Annotated in this window: 19 protein-coding genes; 16 read left to right on the plus strand and 3 right to left on the minus strand. The window is 66.3% G+C overall.

Annotated features, from left to right (window positions below):
* Window positions 1-7: 7 nt before the first annotated feature.
* Window positions 8-1,579 (minus strand): glutamate--cysteine ligase, encoded by a 1,572-nt coding sequence (gene gshA, locus ACEN9P_RS02720; RefSeq protein WP_495621013.1) that lies wholly within the window; start codon window positions 1,577-1,579, stop codon window positions 8-10.
* Between the two features lie 359 nt (window positions 1,580-1,938).
* On the opposite strand from gshA, the gene ACEN9P_RS02725 reads away from it, so the two are divergent.
* From ACEN9P_RS02725 to ACEN9P_RS02735, 3 genes are all read left to right on the plus strand, one after another.
* Window positions 1,939-2,730 (plus strand): hypothetical protein, encoded by a 792-nt coding sequence (locus ACEN9P_RS02725; protein WP_495621014.1) that lies wholly within the window; start codon window positions 1,939-1,941, stop codon window positions 2,728-2,730.
* Between the two features lie 198 nt (window positions 2,731-2,928).
* Entirely contained in the window at window positions 2,929-3,621 is a 693-nt protein-coding gene (locus ACEN9P_RS02730) for a GspH/FimT family pseudopilin (protein WP_477663507.1), read from the plus strand.
* 49 nt (window positions 3,622-3,670) lie between these two features.
* The gene (locus tag ACEN9P_RS02735) at window positions 3,671-4,960 is read left to right on the plus strand and encodes an MFS transporter (protein WP_477663508.1); all 1,290 of its coding nucleotides are present in this window, start codon (window positions 3,671-3,673) and stop codon (window positions 4,958-4,960) included.
* 9 nt (window positions 4,961-4,969) lie between these two features.
* On the opposite strand, the gene ACEN9P_RS02740 is transcribed toward ACEN9P_RS02735, so the two are convergent.
* Window positions 4,970-5,632, minus strand: coding sequence for an alpha/beta hydrolase (locus ACEN9P_RS02740; protein WP_477663509.1), 663 nt, complete (start codon window positions 5,630-5,632; stop codon window positions 4,970-4,972).
* A gap of 215 nt (window positions 5,633-5,847) precedes the next feature.
* On the opposite strand from ACEN9P_RS02740, the gene petA reads away from it, so the two are divergent.
* From petA to ACEN9P_RS02770, 6 genes are all read left to right on the plus strand, one after another.
* On the plus strand, window positions 5,848-6,456 hold the full coding sequence (gene petA, locus ACEN9P_RS02745; RefSeq protein WP_477713655.1) for a ubiquinol-cytochrome c reductase iron-sulfur subunit: 609 nt from the start codon (window positions 5,848-5,850) through the stop codon (window positions 6,454-6,456).
* 85 nt (window positions 6,457-6,541) lie between these two features.
* Window positions 6,542-6,778, plus strand: a complete 237-nt coding sequence (locus ACEN9P_RS02750) for a PA2433 domain-containing protein (RefSeq protein WP_413330853.1) — start codon at window positions 6,542-6,544, stop codon at window positions 6,776-6,778.
* 70 nt (window positions 6,779-6,848) lie between these two features.
* On the plus strand, window positions 6,849-7,721 hold the full coding sequence (locus ACEN9P_RS02755; protein WP_495621015.1) for a PhzF family phenazine biosynthesis protein: 873 nt from the start codon (window positions 6,849-6,851) through the stop codon (window positions 7,719-7,721).
* Window positions 7,722-7,840: 119 nt separating this feature from the next.
* Window positions 7,841-8,296, plus strand: coding sequence for a DUF4864 domain-containing protein (locus tag ACEN9P_RS02760; RefSeq protein WP_477663512.1), 456 nt, complete (start codon window positions 7,841-7,843; stop codon window positions 8,294-8,296).
* A 216-nt stretch (window positions 8,297-8,512) separates the two neighbouring features.
* Complete coding sequence (locus ACEN9P_RS02765) at window positions 8,513-9,568, plus strand: class I SAM-dependent methyltransferase (protein ID WP_477663513.1); 1,056 nt, start codon at window positions 8,513-8,515, stop codon at window positions 9,566-9,568.
* Window positions 9,569-9,891: 323 nt separating this feature from the next.
* Window positions 9,892-10,476 (plus strand): hypothetical protein, encoded by a 585-nt coding sequence (locus ACEN9P_RS02770; protein WP_495621016.1) that lies wholly within the window; start codon window positions 9,892-9,894, stop codon window positions 10,474-10,476.
* 39 nt (window positions 10,477-10,515) lie between these two features.
* Here ACEN9P_RS02770 and ACEN9P_RS02775 read toward each other — a convergent pair whose 3' ends face one another.
* Complete coding sequence (locus ACEN9P_RS02775) at window positions 10,516-11,025, minus strand: DUF1993 domain-containing protein (RefSeq protein WP_477713660.1); 510 nt, start codon at window positions 11,023-11,025, stop codon at window positions 10,516-10,518.
* A 267-nt stretch (window positions 11,026-11,292) separates the two neighbouring features.
* Between ACEN9P_RS02775 and ACEN9P_RS02780 the strand changes: the two genes are divergently transcribed.
* From ACEN9P_RS02780 to ACEN9P_RS02810, 7 genes are all read left to right on the plus strand, one after another.
* Window positions 11,293-11,994, plus strand: coding sequence for a hypothetical protein (locus tag ACEN9P_RS02780; RefSeq protein WP_495621017.1), 702 nt, complete (start codon window positions 11,293-11,295; stop codon window positions 11,992-11,994).
* A gap of 189 nt (window positions 11,995-12,183) precedes the next feature.
* Window positions 12,184-13,404, plus strand: coding sequence for an acetylornithine deacetylase (gene argE / locus ACEN9P_RS02785; RefSeq protein WP_495621018.1), 1,221 nt, complete (start codon window positions 12,184-12,186; stop codon window positions 13,402-13,404).
* A 44-nt stretch (window positions 13,405-13,448) separates the two neighbouring features.
* Entirely contained in the window at window positions 13,449-14,408 is a 960-nt protein-coding gene (locus ACEN9P_RS02790; protein WP_495621019.1) for a tripartite tricarboxylate transporter substrate binding protein, read from the plus strand.
* Between the two features lie 160 nt (window positions 14,409-14,568).
* Window positions 14,569-15,288 (plus strand): DUF1028 domain-containing protein, encoded by a 720-nt coding sequence (locus tag ACEN9P_RS02795; protein WP_495621020.1) that lies wholly within the window; start codon window positions 14,569-14,571, stop codon window positions 15,286-15,288.
* Window positions 15,285-16,313 (plus strand): ABC transporter ATP-binding protein, encoded by a 1,029-nt coding sequence (locus ACEN9P_RS02800; RefSeq protein WP_495621021.1) that lies wholly within the window; start codon window positions 15,285-15,287, stop codon window positions 16,311-16,313. The genes ACEN9P_RS02795 and ACEN9P_RS02800 overlap by 4 nt, the downstream gene beginning before the upstream one ends.
* A complete protein-coding gene (locus ACEN9P_RS02805; protein ID WP_495621022.1) occupies window positions 16,310-17,359 on the plus strand; it encodes an ABC transporter ATP-binding protein in 1,050 nt (349 codons plus the stop codon). The genes ACEN9P_RS02800 and ACEN9P_RS02805 overlap by 4 nt, the downstream gene beginning before the upstream one ends.
* A gap of 85 nt (window positions 17,360-17,444) precedes the next feature.
* A complete protein-coding gene (locus ACEN9P_RS02810) occupies window positions 17,445-18,944 on the plus strand; it encodes an ABC transporter substrate-binding protein (protein ID WP_495621023.1) in 1,500 nt (499 codons plus the stop codon).
* Window positions 18,945-18,952 lie beyond the last annotated feature (8 nt).

Consider the following 18,952-nt stretch of genomic DNA (forward strand, 5'->3'; position numbering starts at 1 on the left):
GGGGGTATCAGATCGCCACGGCCTCGCGGCCGGGCATGCCCAGGCGTTCGGCTGACACATATTGCTGGCGGTAAATCTCGAAGGGCATGGTGTCCGAGGCTTCGATTTTCTTTTGCGCCTGGATGGACTCCTCGGTCAGCGCCGCGAAGTGCGCGAGCTCGTCCGCGCCCAGGGGCAGCGCCTGCAGCAGGGCCTGGGTTTTCTGGGACTGCGCGCGCGCGAATCCGACGAAAGAGTTGCCGTGCTCGCCGGCCATGGCCGCCAGCACCCGGGCCGAGGGCAAGGTGGACGGGTCGAGCAAGGCGGCGCTGGCGGCCGTCAGCGTATCGCTGTACTGCGTGCCGCCGTGCGCGGCGTCCAGCGCAGCGGCAATGGGCGCGCATTGCGCCAGCACCTCGGCGCCCCAGCCTGTCAACAGAACGTCCTGCCCGCCGCGCTTGAGTTTGAGGCCGGGCTCGCGGCCGCGCGCCGCCGTCTGGTGCTGGTTGTGCTTGAGTTCGGCGATTTCCTGCGGCGTGTCGTTCGGGCTGTCGCTGAGCAGGCAGTGCAGCAAAAACACGTCGAGAAAGCGCATGGTCTGCGCATTGATGCCGACCGGCTCGAAAGGGTCCAGGTCCATCAGGCGCACCTCGATGTACTCGACGCCGCGCTCGCGCAGCGCATGCAGCGGGCGCTCGCCGGGATAAATCACACGCTTGGGGCGTATGGTGCCGTAGAACTCGTTTTCGATCTGCAGCAGCGTGGTGGCCAGCTGGTTGTAGTCGCCGCCGGGGTTGCGGATGCCGACTGCTTCGTAAGCCGGGTAAGGCCGGGTCAGCGCGTCCTGCAGCGAGGCGCCGTAGCCGTCCAGGCTGTTGTAGCTCACGGCCAGCGAGGCCTGCGCATCGCTCTGGTAGCCCAGGCGCCCCATGCGCAGCGAGGTGCCGTGGGGCATGTACATGGTGCTGCCGCTCAGGGTCTGCAGCTCATGCTGGCGGCCCTCGACAAAGCTCGAACACACGGCGGGCGAGGCGCCGAACAGGTAAAGCAGCAAAAACGCCTGGCGGCGGAAGTTGCGGATCAGCGCGAAATACTGCTCGCTGCTCACATCGGGCAGCGACCAGTTGTAGTGGATGCCCGAGATCGTCTGCATGCGCCGGCCGTAGCGGTGCGACAGGCCCATGCGGTAGACGCTTTTGGCGCGCCCCACATTGGACGAGCCGAAACGCGCGATGGGAATGGTTTCGTCGGTCGGCAGGCCGCAGGGCATGCTGGAGACCCAGAGCATTTCGTCGCCCAGCGCCTTCATGGTGCGGTAGGTGAACTGGTGCAGCCGCGTAAGCTCCTGCAGCGCGGCTTCGGGGTTTTTGTGCGCGCCCGTGACCAGTTCCACCTGTGACTCGCTGAAGTCGGTGGTGATGGTCGGGTGCGTGAGGGCCGAACCCAGGGCGACAGGATGCGGCGTCAGGGCCAGGCCGCCGCCGGGCTGGGCGCGCAGGCTTTCCTTTTCGATGCCGCGGCGCATGCCCTTGAGCCGGTCCGGGGTCAGCGCTTTCAGGCGGCCCTGTAGCGCGCCCGCGGGCGCCTGCAACTTGGTCATATCGTCATTCCCCCAGGTTCTTGAAACTGGCTGGAAGTTATCACAGCCCGCCGCTTTGCGCTGGCCCGCGCGGGCTTGCCAGCACAGGCCGGGTGGGGTCTGGCGGCCTGGCCGGCAGGCCGGCCGGATTTCAGACAGGCACGCTGCGCGTTTGCGGCACAAATACACACTTTAGCCATTTGAATGTGGAAAGCGAGCGACGCGGCCAGGCTTGGCTGTCGAAACTTCCTTGACTTGTTGGTCAAGCTGGACGACGATAAAAAACATTCAGTAACACCTATGTTTCAGATCACAAACCTCCAAAAATCTTTGATTCTTCGAGGGAAATTCTCCTGAAACTGCGACGAGTGCGCGCCAAAATGAAAAAATTGATAACTTCGCTGTTTGGCGGATCACGCCATGGGAATGCGGCCAAACACACACCCGCCTCGAACCGGGACAACCCGCTGACCATTGAGGACGGTTCGGACAACGCCACGCGCCGCCAGCTGGTGCAGGTGCTGCTGCGCGATGCGCTGCGCAAATACGGCATACCGCCGCGCTGGATCGACTGCCAGATGCTGCTGGTGAACAGCCGCAGCAAGGGCCAGGGCATGTATGTGCGCCTGGTCGTGCGCGAATGGGACGAGCGCCTGATGGACTATGCCTACGCCTTCCAGAATGCGCTCATGGTCGAGATCACCCGTTTTGAACCCCAGGCGGCCCATTGGCTGCACGGCATTTCATGGCAGCTGGACATCGCGGACACCTGCCCCTACCGCAGCATGCCCGACAAATCCTACTGGGCCGACCCGGTCGCCGCCAAGCCCGCTCCCCGCGTGGCGCCGCCGCGTGCCGGCCAGCCCCTGATCCAGCCCGTCGCCGCGGCCAGTACGCCGATGAGCGCGGCCGCCGCGGCAGCCGCCGCCGCGCCCATCCTCGCGTCGCTGGCCCAGGCCCAGCCGCCGCAAACGCCGCAAACGCCGCAAACGCCGCAGACGCCGCAAGCGGAGCAAGCCGCGCTGGTCGCGGCCGCACCCACGGCTCCCGACGGCGATGCCATGAAGGACCTGGAACGCCTGTTTCGCATCCGCGACCAGGAACTGGGCATCAAGGCCGATGGCGCCATCGGCCCTGTCGGCTACGAAGCCACCCAGCCTTCGCCGCTGTAAGGCTGCCAGGCCGCTCCTGATAAAAACACGGCTGCCACGCCCTGTGGCCGCCCGCGCGAAGCCGCCCTCGCTTCGCGCCGCATGACATCGCGCACGATTTCCAGCAATCAAAGTCCGGCAGCGGACAATTGACCCTCGCCGGCGCGGCGGCCTCCAGTACGGTCCGGATGTTCTCCCCAAACATCCGGACCAGCCGCCATGAATTTGCAGCACCAGGCCGCAGCCGCCCCTGCCGCGACCAAGCCCAAGCGCCTTCACAACACCCCCTCACAAACCACCCCACCGGCCGGCGCGCGCCGCCTGCCAGTCCGACCGCGGCCGCGCGGAATCACCTTGATCGAACTGCTGGTGGCCCTGGCCATCATCGCGATTGTTGCGGGCTTTGCGATTCCTTCCTTCCTGGGACTGGTCGCGAGCACCCGTATCTCCTGGACCGTCAACGCCTTTGTGCTGGACACCCGCTATGCCCGCGGCGAAGCCATGCGGCGCGGAAAAACCGTCACCATCTGCCGAAGCGCCGATCCGGCGGCGAACCCGCCCAAATGCTCCAGCGGCAACGGCGCGGCCGTCGGCGGCTGGCGCGAGGGCTGGTTTGTTTTTACCGACGAGGGCGGCGACGGCGCCTTCGACAGTGGCGCCGACAGCGTGGTGCGCATCCAGGACGCCTTCGCGCACACCGGGAGTTTTCTGGCGGTCAACAACGCGGGCAGCCCCGTCAACAACCGCAATCACATCAGCTTTGACGCCAACGGCCGCGCCGTGGGCCTGCAAAGCCGCTGGCTGGTGCAGGCGGCGGGCGCCCTGGCCAGCAACAGCAGCTACACCCGCACCCTGTGCATGAATATGGTGGGCCGGGTGCGCGTGCAGGTCGGCGAGGCCTCCTGCGCCTAGCCCGCCACGGCCCTGCAGCGCGCCGGCGGCTGGTGTACGCTTGGGGCCAATGAGCCCTCCACCTGCATCCACCGCCTCCACACAAGCCCACCCCCAGGATTCCTCGTCACTCGTTGACTCGCGTTATGCCGTGATGCGGCTGATGGTCACGCTGGCCCTGATGACCGTGGGCGCCTGCGGCATGTATGGGGTGGCCGTGGTGCTGCCGGCGGTGCAAGCCGAATTCGGCGTCACGCGCGCCGATGCCTCCATTCCCTACACCTTGCTGATGATAGGTTTCGGCGTGGGCGGCGTGATGATGGGCCGGCTGGCCGACCGCTTCGGCGTGATGGTGCCGCTGCTGATAGGCGCGACGGGCCTGGGCCTGGGTTTCGCGCTGGCGGCCATGGCCGGCAATGTGTGGATGTTCTCGCTGGCGCATGGGCTGCTGATCGGCTTTCTCGGGTCGGCCGCCACCTTCGCGCCGCTGCTGGCCGACACCTCCCTGTGGTTTGTGCGCCGGCGCGGTTTCGCCGTGGCGGTATGCGCCAGCGGCAACTACGTGGGTGGCGCGATCTGGCCGCCCATCGTGCAGCATTTTGTGGAAAGCGTGGGCTGGCGGCAGACCTACCTGGGCCTGGGCATTTTCAGCTTTGTGGCCATGGCCGGACTGGCGCTGCTGATGCGCAAACGCCCGCCGGTGGCCGTGGCCTCCAGTGTCGGCAGCAGCGGCCTGCCGGCCACCGCCAGCAGCATGCCTTTCGGCTTGAGCCCGGGCGCGGCGCAGACGCTGCTGTGCGTGGCCAGCGTGGCCTGCTGCGTGGCCATGGCCATGCCCCAGGTGCACATCGTGTCTTACTGCACCGACCTGGGCTACGGCGCGGCGCGCGGCGCCGAAATGCTGTCACTGATGCTGGCCTGCGGCGTGGTCAGCCGCCTGGTGTCTGGCGCGATCTGCGACCGCATAGGCGGGCTGCGCACCTTGATACTGGGCTCGGTGCTGCAGGGCATCGCGCTGCTGCTGTTTTTGCCTTTTGACGGGCTGGTGTCGCTGTACGTCATCGCCGCGCTGTTCGGCCTGTTCCAGGGCGGCCTCGTGCCGGCCTACGCCATCATCGTGCGCGAATACTTCGAGCCGGCCGAGGCCGGCGCGCGCGTGGGCACGGTCATCATGGCGTCCCTGCTGGGCATGGCGCTGGGCGGCTGGATGTCAGGCAAGGTGTTTGACCTGACCGGCTCCTACCACGCGGCGTTTCTCAATGGCGTGGCCTGGAACCTGCTGAACTTCAGCATCGCGTTTTTCCTGCTGTGGCGCGCGCGGCGCATGGCGCGCGATGCGCGGACGGCCCAGCCGGCTTGAGCCACTGCCTCAGGCCAGGACCTTTAACAGCCACTTTTCGAGGTCGACAATCTCCTGCGGGCACACCGAGTGCTCCATCGGGTACTCATGCCACTCGACCGGGTAGCCCATGGCCGTGAGCGCATCACGCGTGGCGCTGGCGCGCGGCAGCACGACCACGCCGTCATAGCTGCCATGGGCCAGGAAGATGGGCACATCCCGGTTGGCGGCACTGCGCTCACCAGCGGTCTTGTCGGCCAGCGGCAAATAACCCGACAACCCCGCGATGCCGGCCAGCCGCTCGCCGTGGCGCAGGCCCGTCATCAGCGCCATGGCGCAGCCCTGCGAGAAACCCGCGACCACGATGCGGCTGGCGGGAATGCCGCGCGATGTTTCATGGGCGATCAGCGCCTCGATATCGGCCTGCGACTTGCGCAGACCGGCCTCGTCCTGCCGGCTCACCAGGTCGGCGCCCAGCAGGTCATACCAGGCCGGCATGACGTAGCCGCCGTTGATGGTCACGGGAATCGACGGCGCGCTCGGGAACAGGAAGCGCACAGGGCCCACGCTGGAGAGATTGAGCTGCTCGGCGATCGGCACAAAGTCGCGCCCGTCCGCCCCCAGGCCGTGCATGATGAGGATGGTGGCGACGGGGTTGTCGCCCGTCTGGGCTTCAAGGACTTCGAGTGGCATGGGGTGATGGATCCAGGTGGTTCAAGGTTCAAGTAACAGCTGCCGGGAATTTTAGGCGCGTCCGCCCGCCCACCCTCTTTTCGTTTAAGTCCAGCCTAAGCTGACCCGCGAACAATGGTTTCCAGCCGCACTGAACACCTGGCGCCTGAAGCCTGCTACGGTGTGATGGCAACATGAAACAGTGCGTCCACTTGCCACCCTGAAAAAGCCCAACCATGCTGACCGTCACCGAACTGATCCACGCGATTGACGAAGGGACCCTGCAGGACGCCGACAGGCGAAGTTTGCTGGCGGCCGCGACCGGCATTGCCGCCGGCGCCGGCCTGCTGGCCGCCGCCTATCCCTTTGCCGCCAGCCTGGCGCCCTCTGAGGCGGCGCGCGCCGAAGGCGGCCCGGTGCTCGCGGATATTTCCACGCTGGCGACGGGCGAGCTGCGCACGGTGGCCTGGCGCGGCAAACCCGTCTGGCTGATGCGCCGCAGCGACGAGATGGTGCGCGCGCTGCAACAGGCCAACCCGGCCCTGGCGGACCCGCAGTCCAGGCGCTCCGAGCAGCCCAAATCCTGCGCCAACGCGACCCGTTCCGAGCGCCCTGCAATCCTGGTGGCGGTGGGGGTGTGCACCCACCTGGGCTGCTCACCGTCCCTGCGCCTGGACGACAGCGCCCTCAATGCCGAGCTGCACGCGCCCGGCGGATTTTTTTGCCCCTGCCACGGTTCCCGCTTCGACCTGGCCGGCCGCGTGGTGAAAAACGTGCCGGCGCCAACCAACCTGGAGATTCCGCCCTACCAGTTCATCGGCGATTCCCAGCTGCAGATTGGTTAGGCCCTACGGGCAAGCGCCCTTGTGAGCAGCCCCGCGGCTTGCTAGTATTTCCCGTCAGCATTTTCTGACGAAGGTGGAGATTCCCATGAAGCTCATCATTGCCGCCGTGGCGCTTGCCACATCCTCACTGGCTTTGGCCCACAACTGCCCCAACGAAATGAAAGCCATAGACGCCAAGTTGATGACCAACCCCAAGCTGTCGCCCGCCGACATGAGCAAGGTCAAGGAACTGCGCGCCGACGGCGAAAAATTCCACAAGGAAGGAAAACACGACGACTCGATGAAGGCGCTGGGCAGCGCCAAGAAGATTCTCGGCATCTAAGATCCTGTTCCTGGCCCCGCGATAATTCCCCTGCAGGCCGCCGTCACGCGCGGCCTCCAGGAGAAACAGCATGACTTCCTTGACGGGCCTGGGCTACTACCAGGTCGACGTGTTCACCCATGAAGCGCTGGCCGGCAACGGCCTGTCGGTCTTCCTGCCCGAGAGCCCGCTGCCGGCGCGCACCATGCAGCGCCTGACGGTGGAGATGCGGCAGTTTGAAAGCATTTTCCTCACACCCGCCGGCCCCGGCCGCCGCTTTGAGGCGCGCATCTTCACGATGGAGGAAGAGCTCGATTTCGCGGGCCACCCGCTGCTGGGCGCGGCCGGCCTGCTGCACCACCTGCATGCCGCCGGGCAGCCGTCCGCCGACTGGACCCTGATGCTGGGCACGCGCGCGGTCGCGCTGTCCACCACGCGGCTGGAAGGCACGGCGGCCACCTACGACGCCCGCATGAACCAGGGCAAAGCCTCCTTGCAGCCGCCGCTGGGCCGCGCCGAAAGCCAGGCCTTTCTGGCGGCGCTCAACCTCGACGCCTCCCAGCTGGACATCCGCTTTCCGCTGCAGGTGGTGTCCACCGGCCTGCCCTACCTACTGGTGCCCGCGGCCGGCGGCCTGGACCGGGCGCGCGTCGTGCACCCGGCCTTCGAGGCGCTGCTGGCCACGGTGGGCGCCAAGTTCGCCTACGTGTTCGACGTCGCGGCGCGCGAAGGCCGCACCTGGGACAACGCCGGGCTGGTCGAAGACATCGCGACCGGCAGCGCGGCCGGCCCCGTGGGCGCCTATTTGATGCAGCATGGCGCGGCGGCGGCCGGCGAGCTCATCACGCTGAAGCAGGGGCGCTTTGTCGGACGCCCCAGCAAGATCATGGTGCAGGCCGATGCGGCCGGCGACATCATGGTCAGCGGCGGCGTCGTGGTGCTGGCGCGCGGCGAACTGGTTTAGCGCCGCGCATCCGCGGCAGCGCCGGCCGCGTACCCGCTGCAAGGCTGCTTGCGGCATGATGCGGCAAGGCGTTGGTTTTTGCGCGGCGGTCGCACGCCGTCGGCAACAGAGGAGCAAGCATGAAGACGCATTCACACCCGGCCCTGGCGCAATGGCGCCGCCTGCTGGCCGCTTTCGCGGCGGCCGTGCTGCTGTGCGGCGCGGCCCATGCCGACCCGCTGGCGCCCGCCGACGAGAAAGGCGTGCGCGCCGCCGTGGAGGGGCAGCTAGCGGCCTTTGCCAAAGATGACGCGGCCAAGGCGTTTTCATTTGCCGCGCCCAATGTCCGCAAAACCCTGGGAACGGCCCAGGCCTTCATGGCCATGGTGCGCCGCGACTACCCGGTGGTCTACCGCCCGGCATCGGTCGCCTTCCTCAAACCCGACGGCAAGGACGACCAGGCGGTCCAGCGCGTGCAGATGGCGGACAGCAGCGGTGTTTCATGGCTCGCGGTTTACAGCCTGGAACGGCAAAGCAACAAAGCGTGGCGCATCACGGGCTGCGTGGTGGTCGAAAACAGGGGCCGCATGGCCTGAGGCATGGGCGCCGACTGGGTGCCCCGCTCCCCGCTCCGGGGGAAAGTCGCGGCAAAGCCTTGCCAGCCAAGGCTGCCGCACGCGAAGAAACCGGCGCCACGGGCAGCGGCCCCAAGGCAGGAAGCCGATACATGGATTACAGCGGGTTACCGCGCGCGCCCCACCAGCGGCTAAGGTGGCTGGTACTGCTGCGTTGCGGCGCTTCGGAACCCACCCATGAACATGATGCCTGCCAGCCCTTCGCTGGAATTCCCGCGCCTGCCGGTTGAACCGGCTTCCCCGTCCCGCAGGCAAGACCTGCCGGCACCGCGCCAGGCGCGCGCGTTTGAAGGCGCCACGGCGCCGCGCGAATCGTCCTTGAAGACCAGGACCTGCTGCCCCGCCTGCCTTTCAAGCGCGCTGGCCGTGGTCTACCAGGAGCCCTACACCGGCGCAAGCATGCAGGCCTATCTGGCAAGGCACTATGAAGGCCATGCGTCCAGGACGGCCGAGGCGGGCGTCTATGCCCTCGCGCGCTGCGAGGACTGCGGCATGGTCTTCCAGCAGCAGGTGCCCGACGACGCCTTGCTGGGCGAGATCTATAACGACTGGGTTCCGGGCACCGAGCTGGAGCGCGAACACCGCAACTACAGCCTGGACGAATACCGCTACCTTGCCGAACAGGTGCAGTTCATGATCCAGTACTTCGGCCTGCCGCCCGGCGAGCTGGATGCGCTGGACTTCGGTTTTGGCTGGGCGCACTGGTCCAGGATGGCCATGGGCTTCGGCTGCAATGTGTGGGGCGTGGAGCTGTCCGAAGAGCGCGCCGAGTACGGGAGGTCCGTGGGCTTGCGCGTCGTCGGCCTGGCCGACCTGCCGCCCAGGCGCTTTCGTTTCATCAACACCGAACAGGTCTTTGAACACCTGACCGAACCCCGGAAGGTGCTCGAAAAGCTGCGCGACGCGCTGTCGGGTGACGGCGTCATCAAGATCAGCGTGCCCAACGCGGCGGCCGCGCTGAAAAAAATCGGCCGGGGAAAAAATTTCGGCGCGCTGTCTGCCAATGAGCAGATGCCGATTGCCCCGCTGGAGCACATCAACGCCTTCAGCCACGACTCGCTGGTCGCCTTCGGAAAAGAGTTTGGCCTCAAGCCGCTGCGGCCCAGCCTTTACCGGCTGTACAACAGCGCCTCGGGCCTGCTACAGGCCAGGAACCTGGCGCGGGCGATTGCCAGGCCGGTGTACCGGCATATTTTTCCGCGCACCACCTTTGTGTACTTTGTGCGGGCCTAGGAACGGCTCGCGTACCGCCTGCCGCCCTCGCGCGGCGTGCTGCGGCAGGGACCTGTGCCTTTACCGGTCAAATTACAAGCATTTACATTTACCTTCTTCAAGCTGCCTTTAGGCGAGTTGCATGCTTTTTCATTCTTAAAGCCACGTAAATAGATTTTTTTACAAGACTCTTTCATGAAAAAGTTCCGCTTTTGAGAAGCTGCTCGCTTGACTTGTCAAAGCCACAAGAGGAGCATACAAAACACTTTGTAACATTTACCATTCCCGCGGGTGAATGGAACAAACAAGACGATTTCGGCTTGAGCGGGATGAGGGGAAGCAACATGAACATACGGCACTTATTCGGCCTCAACGGCCACCCAAAAACCGCCCCCGCCAGCACCCGGCCCGCGCATGAGGGTCCCTCCACGATCGAGGACGGCTCCGCCAATGCATTGCGCCGCCAGCTGATCCAGGTCTTGCTGAAAGACTCCATGCGCCGGCATGGTATTCCGGCCGGATGGCTGGACTGCCAGATGCTGCTGATCTCCAGCCGCAGCCGCGGCGAGGGCATGTATTTGCGCATCATCATCAAGCACTGGGACATACGCCTCTTGACCTACGCGCTGGCCTTCCAGAAATCCTTGATGGTGGACATCACCCGCTTCGAGCCGCATGCCGAGCAGTGGCTGTACGGGATTTCGTGGCAAATCGACTGCGGCGACAGTTGCCCCTATACCTCGCTGCCCGACCGCCATGTGTGGGAAAGCCCCACGGCGCACCCGATGGCGGCGGGCGGCGACATCAAGCAGGACATCGCGCACATCTTCGCGATCCGCGATGCCGACATGCTGGTGCGCGGCGCGGACGCCGCCTATCCCCCCAGCATCTACGACAAGACGCAGCCGCAGAACCTGCGCAGGCACTGAGCCGCCGCGGCCCGCCGGCCGCTCACGGCTCCCCACGGCTCAATAGCTGCCGATGTAATCCTTTTTGCCCACTTCCACGCCGTTGTGGCGCAGGATGGCATAGGCCGTGGTGGTGTGGAAGAAGAAGTGCGGCAGGCCGTAATTGAGCAGGTAGGACTGGCCCGTGAAACGCTTTTCCTTGGGCGTGCCGGCCTGCGTGACGATCTCGCGCACGGCGGCATCGTCGAACTTCGCCGCGCCCAGCCCCTCGATAAAGGCCAGTATGGTGTCTATGCGCGCCTGCAGCTCGGCAAACGTGGTTTCCTTGTCCTCGATCTTGGGCACTTCGACGCCGGCCAGCCGGGCCGACACGCCCTTGGCGAAGTCGCTGGCCACCTGCACCTGGCGCAGCAGGGGGAACATGTCGGGATAGAGGCGCGCCTGCAGCAAGGCATTGGGGTCTATGTTTTTGGCGGCGGCATGGGCTTCGGCCTTGGCCAGGACGCCCTTCAGGCCGCCCAGCATCTGCTTGAAGACGGGAACGGAGGTGGTGTACATGCTGCTGGTCATGGGGAATGCTTTCTGTGTGGAATGAAAAGTGGTGGCGCGATGCCGCGAGACGCATTCTCGCCGGCTTCGGTGACGGGCGCCGGCCGCCCCGCCAATTCCGCCCAACGTTTTGCGCCTACTCTTACATTTCAGCGCAGCCCTTCTCTTTTATGCTGATGGCCGCGTAGGACGCCACCGCAATACGCGCTGTGCGTGCGCCGGAAGCCCTAATATCAAAAAGCCACGGCCGCATTCCGCGGCCGGCGCAGTCATCGTGAGGTAGCCATCATGTTCACCCTCCCCAAAACCCTGATCGCCGTTGCGGCCGGCAGTGCCGCGTTGCTGTGCGGCGGCCTGCTCCAGGCACAAACCGCCAAGGCCGGCGCGACAAGCACTGCCGCCGGCAACACCGAAGGCGCCCGGCTGGCGGCCAATTACAGCGCCTTTGCCGGCTCCCCGGAAAATGCCCGCGCCCTCGTTGACGGGCTTCGCACCAGCACCCCCATCACGCTGGGGCCCAGCCTGACCGGCCCCAACGCGACGGCGCCCGCAGCCAGCCTGTCACCCGCGACGGGCAAGATGGGCTACGGCAATATCAACATCGCGCTCTCGCTCACCAAAACCTCGCTGGCCAAACAGGGCATCAGCAATCCGACGCCGGCGCAGCTCTCGGCCGCGCTGGGCGGCGTGCTGGGCCAAAGAAGCCAGGGCCTGGGCTGGGGGCAGATCGCCAAAGGCATGGGCGTGTCGCTGGGCTCGGTCGTCAGCGCTTCACACACCGACAAGAGCGGCAAAAAAACCGACCATGCCAAAACAGACACTGTCGCCAAAGCCGACATCGCGGGCAAGGGCCTGGGCGCCGGCAAGGACTCCGGCCATGGCGGCAAAGGCAGCGGCAATGCGGGCGGTAATGGCAATGGCGGCGGCAACGCGGGTGGGAACGGTGGCGGCAATGGAGGCGGCGCCGGTGGTGGTGGCGGGAAAAAATAGCGCCACCGCAGTCGCTTAAGCCCGCCCCGCATCCCTGCGGGCATCAAGAGCCGCCGGAGTCCTCGGATTCCGGCGGCTTTTTGATTCCGGCCGACGCACGCCCTGGCGGGGCGGCGCGCGCGGCTCGCCGCAAAATAGTATGCTGTCATACAATTTTCGCCGCCCCGCCCGTCCTTCAAAGGTCTTGCCATGAACGCCCCCCTCCCCAGCTCCGCCCGCCAGTCCATCCAGGCCGCCGACCTCGCCGCCCTGCCGCTGATTGAGAAATGGGTGTCCTTTGCCTCCGTCTCGCGCGACAGCAACCTGCCCCTGCTCGACTGGACGCAGGCGCGGCTCGAAGCACTGGGCATTGAATGCCGGCGCACCTATGACGACAGCGGCAAGAAGGCCAACCTCTGGGCCACCCTGCCCGCGGAAAACGGCGAAACCAGGCTGGGCGGCCTGGTGCTCTCGGGCCATACCGACGTGGTGCCTGTGGACGGCCAGCCCTGGGACACCGACCCCTTCACCGCGCAGGTCATAGGCGACAAGCTCTACGGCCGCGGCGTGACCGACATGAAAAGCTACGGCGCGACCGCGCTCATGATGGTGCCCGAGCTGCTCAAGCGCAAACTCAAGCGCCCGGTGCACCTGGCCTTCAGCTATGACGAGGAAGTCGGCTGCATAGGCGTGCGCCGCCTGATCGCCGACATGGTGGAGCAGGGCTACAAACCCGCGGGCTGCATCGTCGGCGAGCCCACCGGCATGCAGGTGGTGATCGCGCACAAGGGCAAGCATGCCTACAAGACTTCGGTGCGCGGCTTCGAGGCCCACTCCTCGCTCACACCGCTGGGCGTCAATGCGGTGGAGATCGCCTGCGAGTTCGTCGCCCACCTCAAGTCCATGCACCGCCGCCTGGTGGCGCAGGGCCCCTTCGATCCGATCTACGACGTGCCGCACACCACCATCCACACCGGCGTGATCGCCGGCGGCACCGCGCTCAACATCATCCCGCGCGACTGCGACGTGACCTGGGAGATACGCCACCACCACATGAATTCGCCGGTCGAGCTGTTCAACGAAGCCAAGGCCTTTGCCGACAGCCTGGTGCCGGCCATGCAGGCCGTGGCGGCGGACACCGGCATCAGCCACAAGCTCAACTCGGTGCTGCCCGGTTTCGCGACGGACGCCGGCAGCGAGATCGCCCGGCTGTGCTTCAAATGCGCGGATGTGGATGCCAACTCGGGCGCCGGCAAGGTGTCCTTTGGCACGGAAGCTGCATTGTTTCACCAGGCCGGTGTGCCGACCATCGTGTGCGGCCCCGGCCACATCGCGCAGGCACACCAGCCCAATGAATGGGTCACGCTGGACCAGCTCGCCTGGTGCGAACGCTTCATGCGCCGCCTGGCCGACGAGATCTGCGTGAACTGAAAACCCGACCCGCAACCGCACCCCTCACCGAAAGAAAACATTCCATGATGCAACGCCGAGATTTCCTGGGCACCGGCCTGGCCCTGGCCGCGGGCAGCGCCCTCGCCCAGTCCAATACCAAAATCGTGCGCATCGTGGTGCCCTTCGCGCCGGGCGGCGTGCAGGACTTGCTGGCGCGCGCCATGTCCACCGAGCTCGGTACGGCGCTGGGCCAGACCGTCATCATCGAGAACCGGCCCGGCGCGGGCGGCACCGTGGGCACGGGTTATGTCGCCAAGTCGGCGCCCGACAGCGGCACCATGGTGCTGGGCGCAGCCAGCCACAACATCGCCGGCACGCTGTACACCAAGCTCAGCTACGACCCGCAAAAAGACTTCGCACCCATGGCGCACATAGGCACGGCCGACTACGTGCTGATGATCCATCCCGACGTACCCGCCAGGACCGCGGCCGAGTACATACGCTATGCCAAGGCCAACCCCGGCAAGCTCAACTACGCGACCGCCGGCATCGGCAGCGCCACCCACCTGTCCATGGCCTACTTCAACGGCCTGGCCGGCATCGATGTGGTGCATGTGCCGCTCAAGGCCACGGGCGAGGCGATCAACGAGGTGATCTCGGGCCGCGCGCAGGCCGTGATCGCCGCCAGCATAGGCGCGCTGGCCTTCGCCAGGGACAGCCGCATACGCCTGATAGGCGTGACCTCGCCCAAGCGCTCCAAGTACCTGCCCGAGGTGCCGACCATCGCCGAAAGCGGCCTGCCCGGTTACCAGTTCGATTCCTGGTTCGGCCTGCTGGGCCCCGCCGCCACGCCGGCGGCCGAGGTCAGCCGCGTCAACGCGGCCATGGCCAAGGTCCTCAAGGACCCCGTGGTGCTGGAGCGCCTGGACAAGCAGGGCATTGAACCGCTGGCCATGAGCAATGCCGACTTCGCGAAGCTGCTGGCGGTCGACTACAAACGCATGGCGGAAGTTGTAAGGGCCTCGGGCGCCAAAGTCGAATAGACAGCGAAGTGGTGCCCTGGGTGGCAGGCACAGTCCGCCGAAGCGTGGCATGATAAATGCGTCATCCGTTCGCTGTTTGAAAGTCGCTTCATGCGGCTTTTTGTTTGCGGGGAGCACGAGATGCCTTACCAAGGGCGCAGTTGCGATGAAAGTCTGATACATGACCTGGTCCCTCATCGCGCGCGATTCATCGGGCGCGTTTGGCGTGGCGGTTGCCAGCAAATTTTTTGCCGTGGGCGCGCTGTGTCCGCACGCTCGCAGCGGCGTGGGCGCCCTGGCCACGCAGGCGCTGGTCAATCCCTTGTATGCCGCACCGGCGCTGGACGGCCTGGCCTTCGGCCAGTCTCCCGACTACATCATCAAGCGCCTGACCTCGGCCGACGAAGGCCGTGACCACCGCCAGTTACACCTGATAGGCGCAAACGGCCAGGCCGCCGGCTATACCGGCAGCGCCTGCATAGACTGGTGCGGCCACAGGGCGGGCGTCGGCTATTCGGTCGCCGGCAACATGCTGGCCGGCCCGCAGGTAATCGAAGCCACGGCTCTCGCCTATGAAGCCAATGCCCAACTCCCGTTTGCCGAACGCCTGATCGCCGCGCTCGCCGCCGGCGAAGCCGCGGGCGGCGACAAGCGCGGCAAGCAGGCCGCGGCCCTGCTGATCTTCACCACCGAAGACTACTGCGCGCTGGACATCCGCGTGGACGACCATGCCGAGCCCCTGCAGGAACTGCGCCGCCTCTACGACAAGAGCCTGGAGCGCTACCAGCCTTTCAGCGCCTGCCTGCCCTCGCGCCGCAGCCCGGCGGGCGTCACCGACCGTGCGGTGATCGAGGCCGAGATCACGCGCTTTCACGCCCGGCGCAGCGGAGCCGCCGAATGACGGCTTTGCTGGAAGTCAGCGGCTTGCGCACCAGCTTCAAGCTCGAAGGCGGCGGTGAATTCACCGCCGTGGACGGCATCAGTTTTTCCGTGAATTCGGGCCGCACGCTGGGCATCGTCGGCGAATCGGGCTGCGGCAAAAGCGTGACCTCGCTGTCCATCATGGGCCTGCTGCCCAAGGGCCAGGGACGCGTCTCGGCGGGCTCCATCCGCCTTGAAGGCACCGACCTGGCGACGCTGGGACCGGAGGCCATGCGCGCGCTGCGCGGCAACCGCATGGCCATGATCTTCCAGGAACCCATGACCTCGCTGAACCCGGCCTTCACGATTGGCGACCAGCTCATTGAGGGCATACGCTGCCACCGGGACATCAGCGCGGCCGAGGCCAGGGCCCACGCCATTGACATGCTGCGCCGCGTGCGCATCCCCTCGCCCGAGCAGCGCATCGACGAATACCCGCACAAGCTCTCGGGCGGCATGCGCCAGCGCGTGATGATCGCCATGGCGCTGGCTTGCGAGCCGCAGCTGCTGATCGCCGACGAACCGACCACCGCGCTGGACGTCACCATCCAGGCCCAGGTGCTGGACCTGATGCGCACGCTGCGCGAGGAAACCGGCACCGCCATCATCCTGATCACCCACGACCTGGGCGTGATCGCCGAACTGGCCGACGACGTTGCCGTGATGTATGCCGGCAGGATCGTCGAGCGCGCGCCCGTGGCGCGGCTGTTCGCCGAGCCGCAGCACCCCTACACCATAGGGCTGCTGGGCTCCATCCCCAAGCTGCACCTGGCGCAGGAGCGGCTCAACGCCATTGAAGGCCAGGTGCCCACGCCCATGACACGCATGGACGGCTGCCGCTTCGCGCCGCGCTGCCCTTTCGCCGTCGACAAGTGTTTGCAGGAGGTGCCGCCTTTGATGGACATGGGTGGGGGCCACGAGGCCGCCTGCTGGCGCGCGCCGCTGGACGCGAATACATCAACCCGGCGCGTCACGAATGCCACGCCCAGCGAGGTGACGCCATGAGCGCGCTGCTGAAAGTCGAAAACCTGGTCAAGCATTTCCCGGTGCGCCCGCACCTGTTCAGCCGCTCCAAAGCGGTGGTGCATGCGGTCGACGGGCTGAACTTCGAGCTGAACGCCGGCGAGACCATGGCGCTGGTGGGCGAGTCAGGCTGCGGAAAATCCACCGTGGGCCGGCTGGTGCTGCGGCTGCTGGACGCGACCTCGGGCCAGGTCTGGTTTGACGGCGAGGACCTGATGGCGCTGCCGGCCGGCCGCCTGCGCGCCAAGCGCCGCGAACTGCAGATGATTTTCCAGGACCCGTATTCATCGCTGAACCCGCGCATGACGGTGGAGCAGGCCCTGGCCGAGCCGCTGGCCCTGCACGGCCTGGCGCGCGGGCGGCACCGCGAGCGCGCCGCCGAACTGCTGGACCTGGTCGGCCTGGCACCTCAATATCTGCAGCGCTATCCGCATGAGTTTTCCGGCGGGCAGCGCCAGCGCATAGGCATTGCCCGCGCACTGGCGGTCGAGCCGCGGCTCATCGTCTGCGATGAGGCGGTGTCGGCGCTGGACGTGTCCATCCAGGCGCAGGTGGTCAACCTGCTGCAGGACCTGCAGCGGCGCCTGGGCCTGGCTTATGTGTTCATCGCGCACGACCTCGCGGTGGTCAAGCACATCGCCTCGCACGTGGCCGTGATGTACCTCGGGCAGATCGTCGAATACGCCGACAAGCAAAGCCTGTTCGCGCAGCCCCGCCATCCGTATACACAAGCCCTGCTGTCGGCGATCCCGGTGCCCGAACCGGGCCTCAAGCGCGAACGCACGCTGCTGCAGGGCGACGTGCCCAACCCCATCACCCCGCCCTCGGGTTGCCGCTTCAGGACGCGCTGCCCGCATGCGCGCGAACGCTGCGCCGAGGAAGTGCCCGCGCTGCGCTCGCAAGGCGGCCACGCCGTGGCCTGCCATTTCTGGGAAGAGATCAAGGCGCCCGCCGGCATCACGGGCGGCGCCGTCGTGAACGAGAGGCTGCTCCGGCTCCAGGCGGCTTTTCATGCGCAAGCGGCCTGATGGAGACCACGATGCTCACCACCCCGGCGCAAGGCAGCCCCTCAAGCAAATCATCATCGCAACCGACAACCGTGAAGGAATAACCATGAGCAAGAAAATCCTGCTGAGCCTGGCGCTGGCCGCCACCGCCTGCGTGGCGCAAGCCCAAACCCTGCGCATAGGCCTGGCCGAAGACCCGGATGTGCTGGACCCGACGCTGGCGCGCAGCTTCGTGAGCCGCATTGTGTTTTCCTCGCTGTGCGACAAGCTGGTCGACATCGATGAAAAGCTCAACATCGTGCCGCAACTGGCCACGTCCTACCAATGGTCGGCCGACAACAAGGCCTTGACCCTGAAGCTGCGCAGCGGCGTGACTTTCCATGACGGCGAGAAGTTCGACGCGGCCGCGGTGAAGTTCAACATAGACCGCCACAAAAACCTCGCGGGCTCGAATCGCCGCGGCGAACTCGCGCCTGTGACCACGGTTGACGTGGTCGACGATCTCACCGTGAAGATCAACCTGAGCGCGCCCTTCTCGCCGCTGCTCAGCGTGCTGGCCGACCGCGCCGGCATGATGGTCTCGCCCAAGGCCGCGCAGGCCGCGCCCACCAACTTCGGCACCAGGCCGGTGTGCTCGGGCCCCTTCAAGTTCACCGAACGCGTGGCGCAGGACCGCATCGTGCTGGAGCGCTATGCCGGCTACTGGGACAAGGCCAACATCCACTTCGACAAGGTCGTGTTCCTGCCCATCGTGGACGCCACCGTGCGCCTGGCCAACCTGCGCTCCGGCCAGCTGGACTTCATCGAGCGTGTGGCGCCGTCGGACATCGCCTCCATCAAGGCCGACAAAAAACTCGCCTTCACGCGCATCACCGAGCTGGGCTACCAGGGCATCACCATCAACACCGGCAAGAGCGAGCAGGCCCAGAAGAACCCGCTGGGCCGCGACCCGCGCGTGCGCGAGGCCTTTGAGCTGTCGCTGGACCGCGCTGGCATCGTGCAGGTCGCGATGGACGGCGAAGCCACGCCGGGCAACCAGTGGGTGCCGCCGGCCAACAGTTTCTACGCCAGGAACGTGCCCATTCCCAAGCGCGACATCGCGCGCGCCAAGCAGTTGCTCAAGGAGGCGGGTGTACCCAACCCGAGCTTCACGCTGATGACGCCCACCACTTCCGATGCCCAACGCGTGGCCCAGGTGGTGCAGGCCATGGCCAAGGAGGCGGGCTTTGACGTGAAGATACAGTCCACCGAGTTCGCCACCTCGCTTAACCTGGCCGACAAGGGCCAGTTCGACGCCTACGTGCTGGCCTGGAGCGGCCGCGCCGACCCGGACGGCAACCTGTTCAGCTTCTACGGCTGCAAGCAGCCGCTGAACTACAGCGGCGAATGCCGGCCGCAGTGGGACGAGTTGCTGAACCGCTCGCGCAATACGCTGGACACGGCGGGACGCATCAAGGTCTTTGCCACCCTGGCCGCCGAGGCCGAGAAGGTCAAGCCCGTGATCTACCTGTTCCATCGCAACTGGCTGTGGGCCTACAACAAGAAGATCACCGGCATGCGCGCCGTGCCTGACGGCCTGGTGCGGCCCCAGGGCCTGAAGATGTAAAGACGTGA

Source organism: Polaromonas sp. Polasp52, from assembly GCF_059491565.1.

Excerpts from the sequence above, each read along its gene's own strand:
- argE (WP_495621018.1), top strand. The coding sequence starts at position 12,184 with ATGAACGCCCCCCTCCCCAGCTCCGCCCGCCAGTCCATCCAGGCCGCC.
- ACEN9P_RS02750 (WP_413330853.1), top strand. The coding sequence starts at position 6,542 with ATGAAGCTCATCATTGCCGCCGTGGCGCTTGCCACATCCTCACTGGCT.
- ACEN9P_RS02730 (WP_477663507.1), top strand. The coding sequence starts at position 2,929 with ATGAATTTGCAGCACCAGGCCGCAGCCGCCCCTGCCGCGACCAAGCCC.
- ACEN9P_RS02725 (WP_495621014.1), top strand. The coding sequence starts at position 1,939 with ATGAAAAAATTGATAACTTCGCTGTTTGGCGGATCACGCCATGGGAAT.
- ACEN9P_RS02795 (WP_495621020.1), top strand. The coding sequence starts at position 14,569 with ATGACCTGGTCCCTCATCGCGCGCGATTCATCGGGCGCGTTTGGCGTG.
- ACEN9P_RS02805 (WP_495621022.1), top strand. The coding sequence starts at position 16,310 with ATGAGCGCGCTGCTGAAAGTCGAAAACCTGGTCAAGCATTTCCCGGTG.
- ACEN9P_RS02770 (WP_495621016.1), top strand. The coding sequence starts at position 9,892 with ATGAACATACGGCACTTATTCGGCCTCAACGGCCACCCAAAAACCGCC.
- ACEN9P_RS02800 (WP_495621021.1), top strand. The coding sequence starts at position 15,285 with ATGACGGCTTTGCTGGAAGTCAGCGGCTTGCGCACCAGCTTCAAGCTC.
- ACEN9P_RS02755 (WP_495621015.1), top strand. The coding sequence starts at position 6,849 with ATGACTTCCTTGACGGGCCTGGGCTACTACCAGGTCGACGTGTTCACC.
- gshA (WP_495621013.1), bottom strand. The coding sequence starts at position 1,579 with ATGACCAAGTTGCAGGCGCCCGCGGGCGCGCTACAGGGCCGCCTGAAA.
- ACEN9P_RS02760 (WP_477663512.1), top strand. The coding sequence starts at position 7,841 with ATGAAGACGCATTCACACCCGGCCCTGGCGCAATGGCGCCGCCTGCTG.
- ACEN9P_RS02790 (WP_495621019.1), top strand. The coding sequence starts at position 13,449 with ATGATGCAACGCCGAGATTTCCTGGGCACCGGCCTGGCCCTGGCCGCG.
- petA (WP_477713655.1), top strand. The coding sequence starts at position 5,848 with ATGCTGACCGTCACCGAACTGATCCACGCGATTGACGAAGGGACCCTG.
- ACEN9P_RS02735 (WP_477663508.1), top strand. The coding sequence starts at position 3,671 with ATGAGCCCTCCACCTGCATCCACCGCCTCCACACAAGCCCACCCCCAG.
- ACEN9P_RS02740 (WP_477663509.1), bottom strand. The coding sequence starts at position 5,632 with ATGCCACTCGAAGTCCTTGAAGCCCAGACGGGCGACAACCCCGTCGCC.
- ACEN9P_RS02775 (WP_477713660.1), bottom strand. The coding sequence starts at position 11,025 with ATGACCAGCAGCATGTACACCACCTCCGTTCCCGTCTTCAAGCAGATG.
- ACEN9P_RS02765 (WP_477663513.1), top strand. The coding sequence starts at position 8,513 with ATGAACATGATGCCTGCCAGCCCTTCGCTGGAATTCCCGCGCCTGCCG.
- ACEN9P_RS02810 (WP_495621023.1), top strand. The coding sequence starts at position 17,445 with ATGAGCAAGAAAATCCTGCTGAGCCTGGCGCTGGCCGCCACCGCCTGC.
- ACEN9P_RS02780 (WP_495621017.1), top strand. The coding sequence starts at position 11,293 with ATGTTCACCCTCCCCAAAACCCTGATCGCCGTTGCGGCCGGCAGTGCC.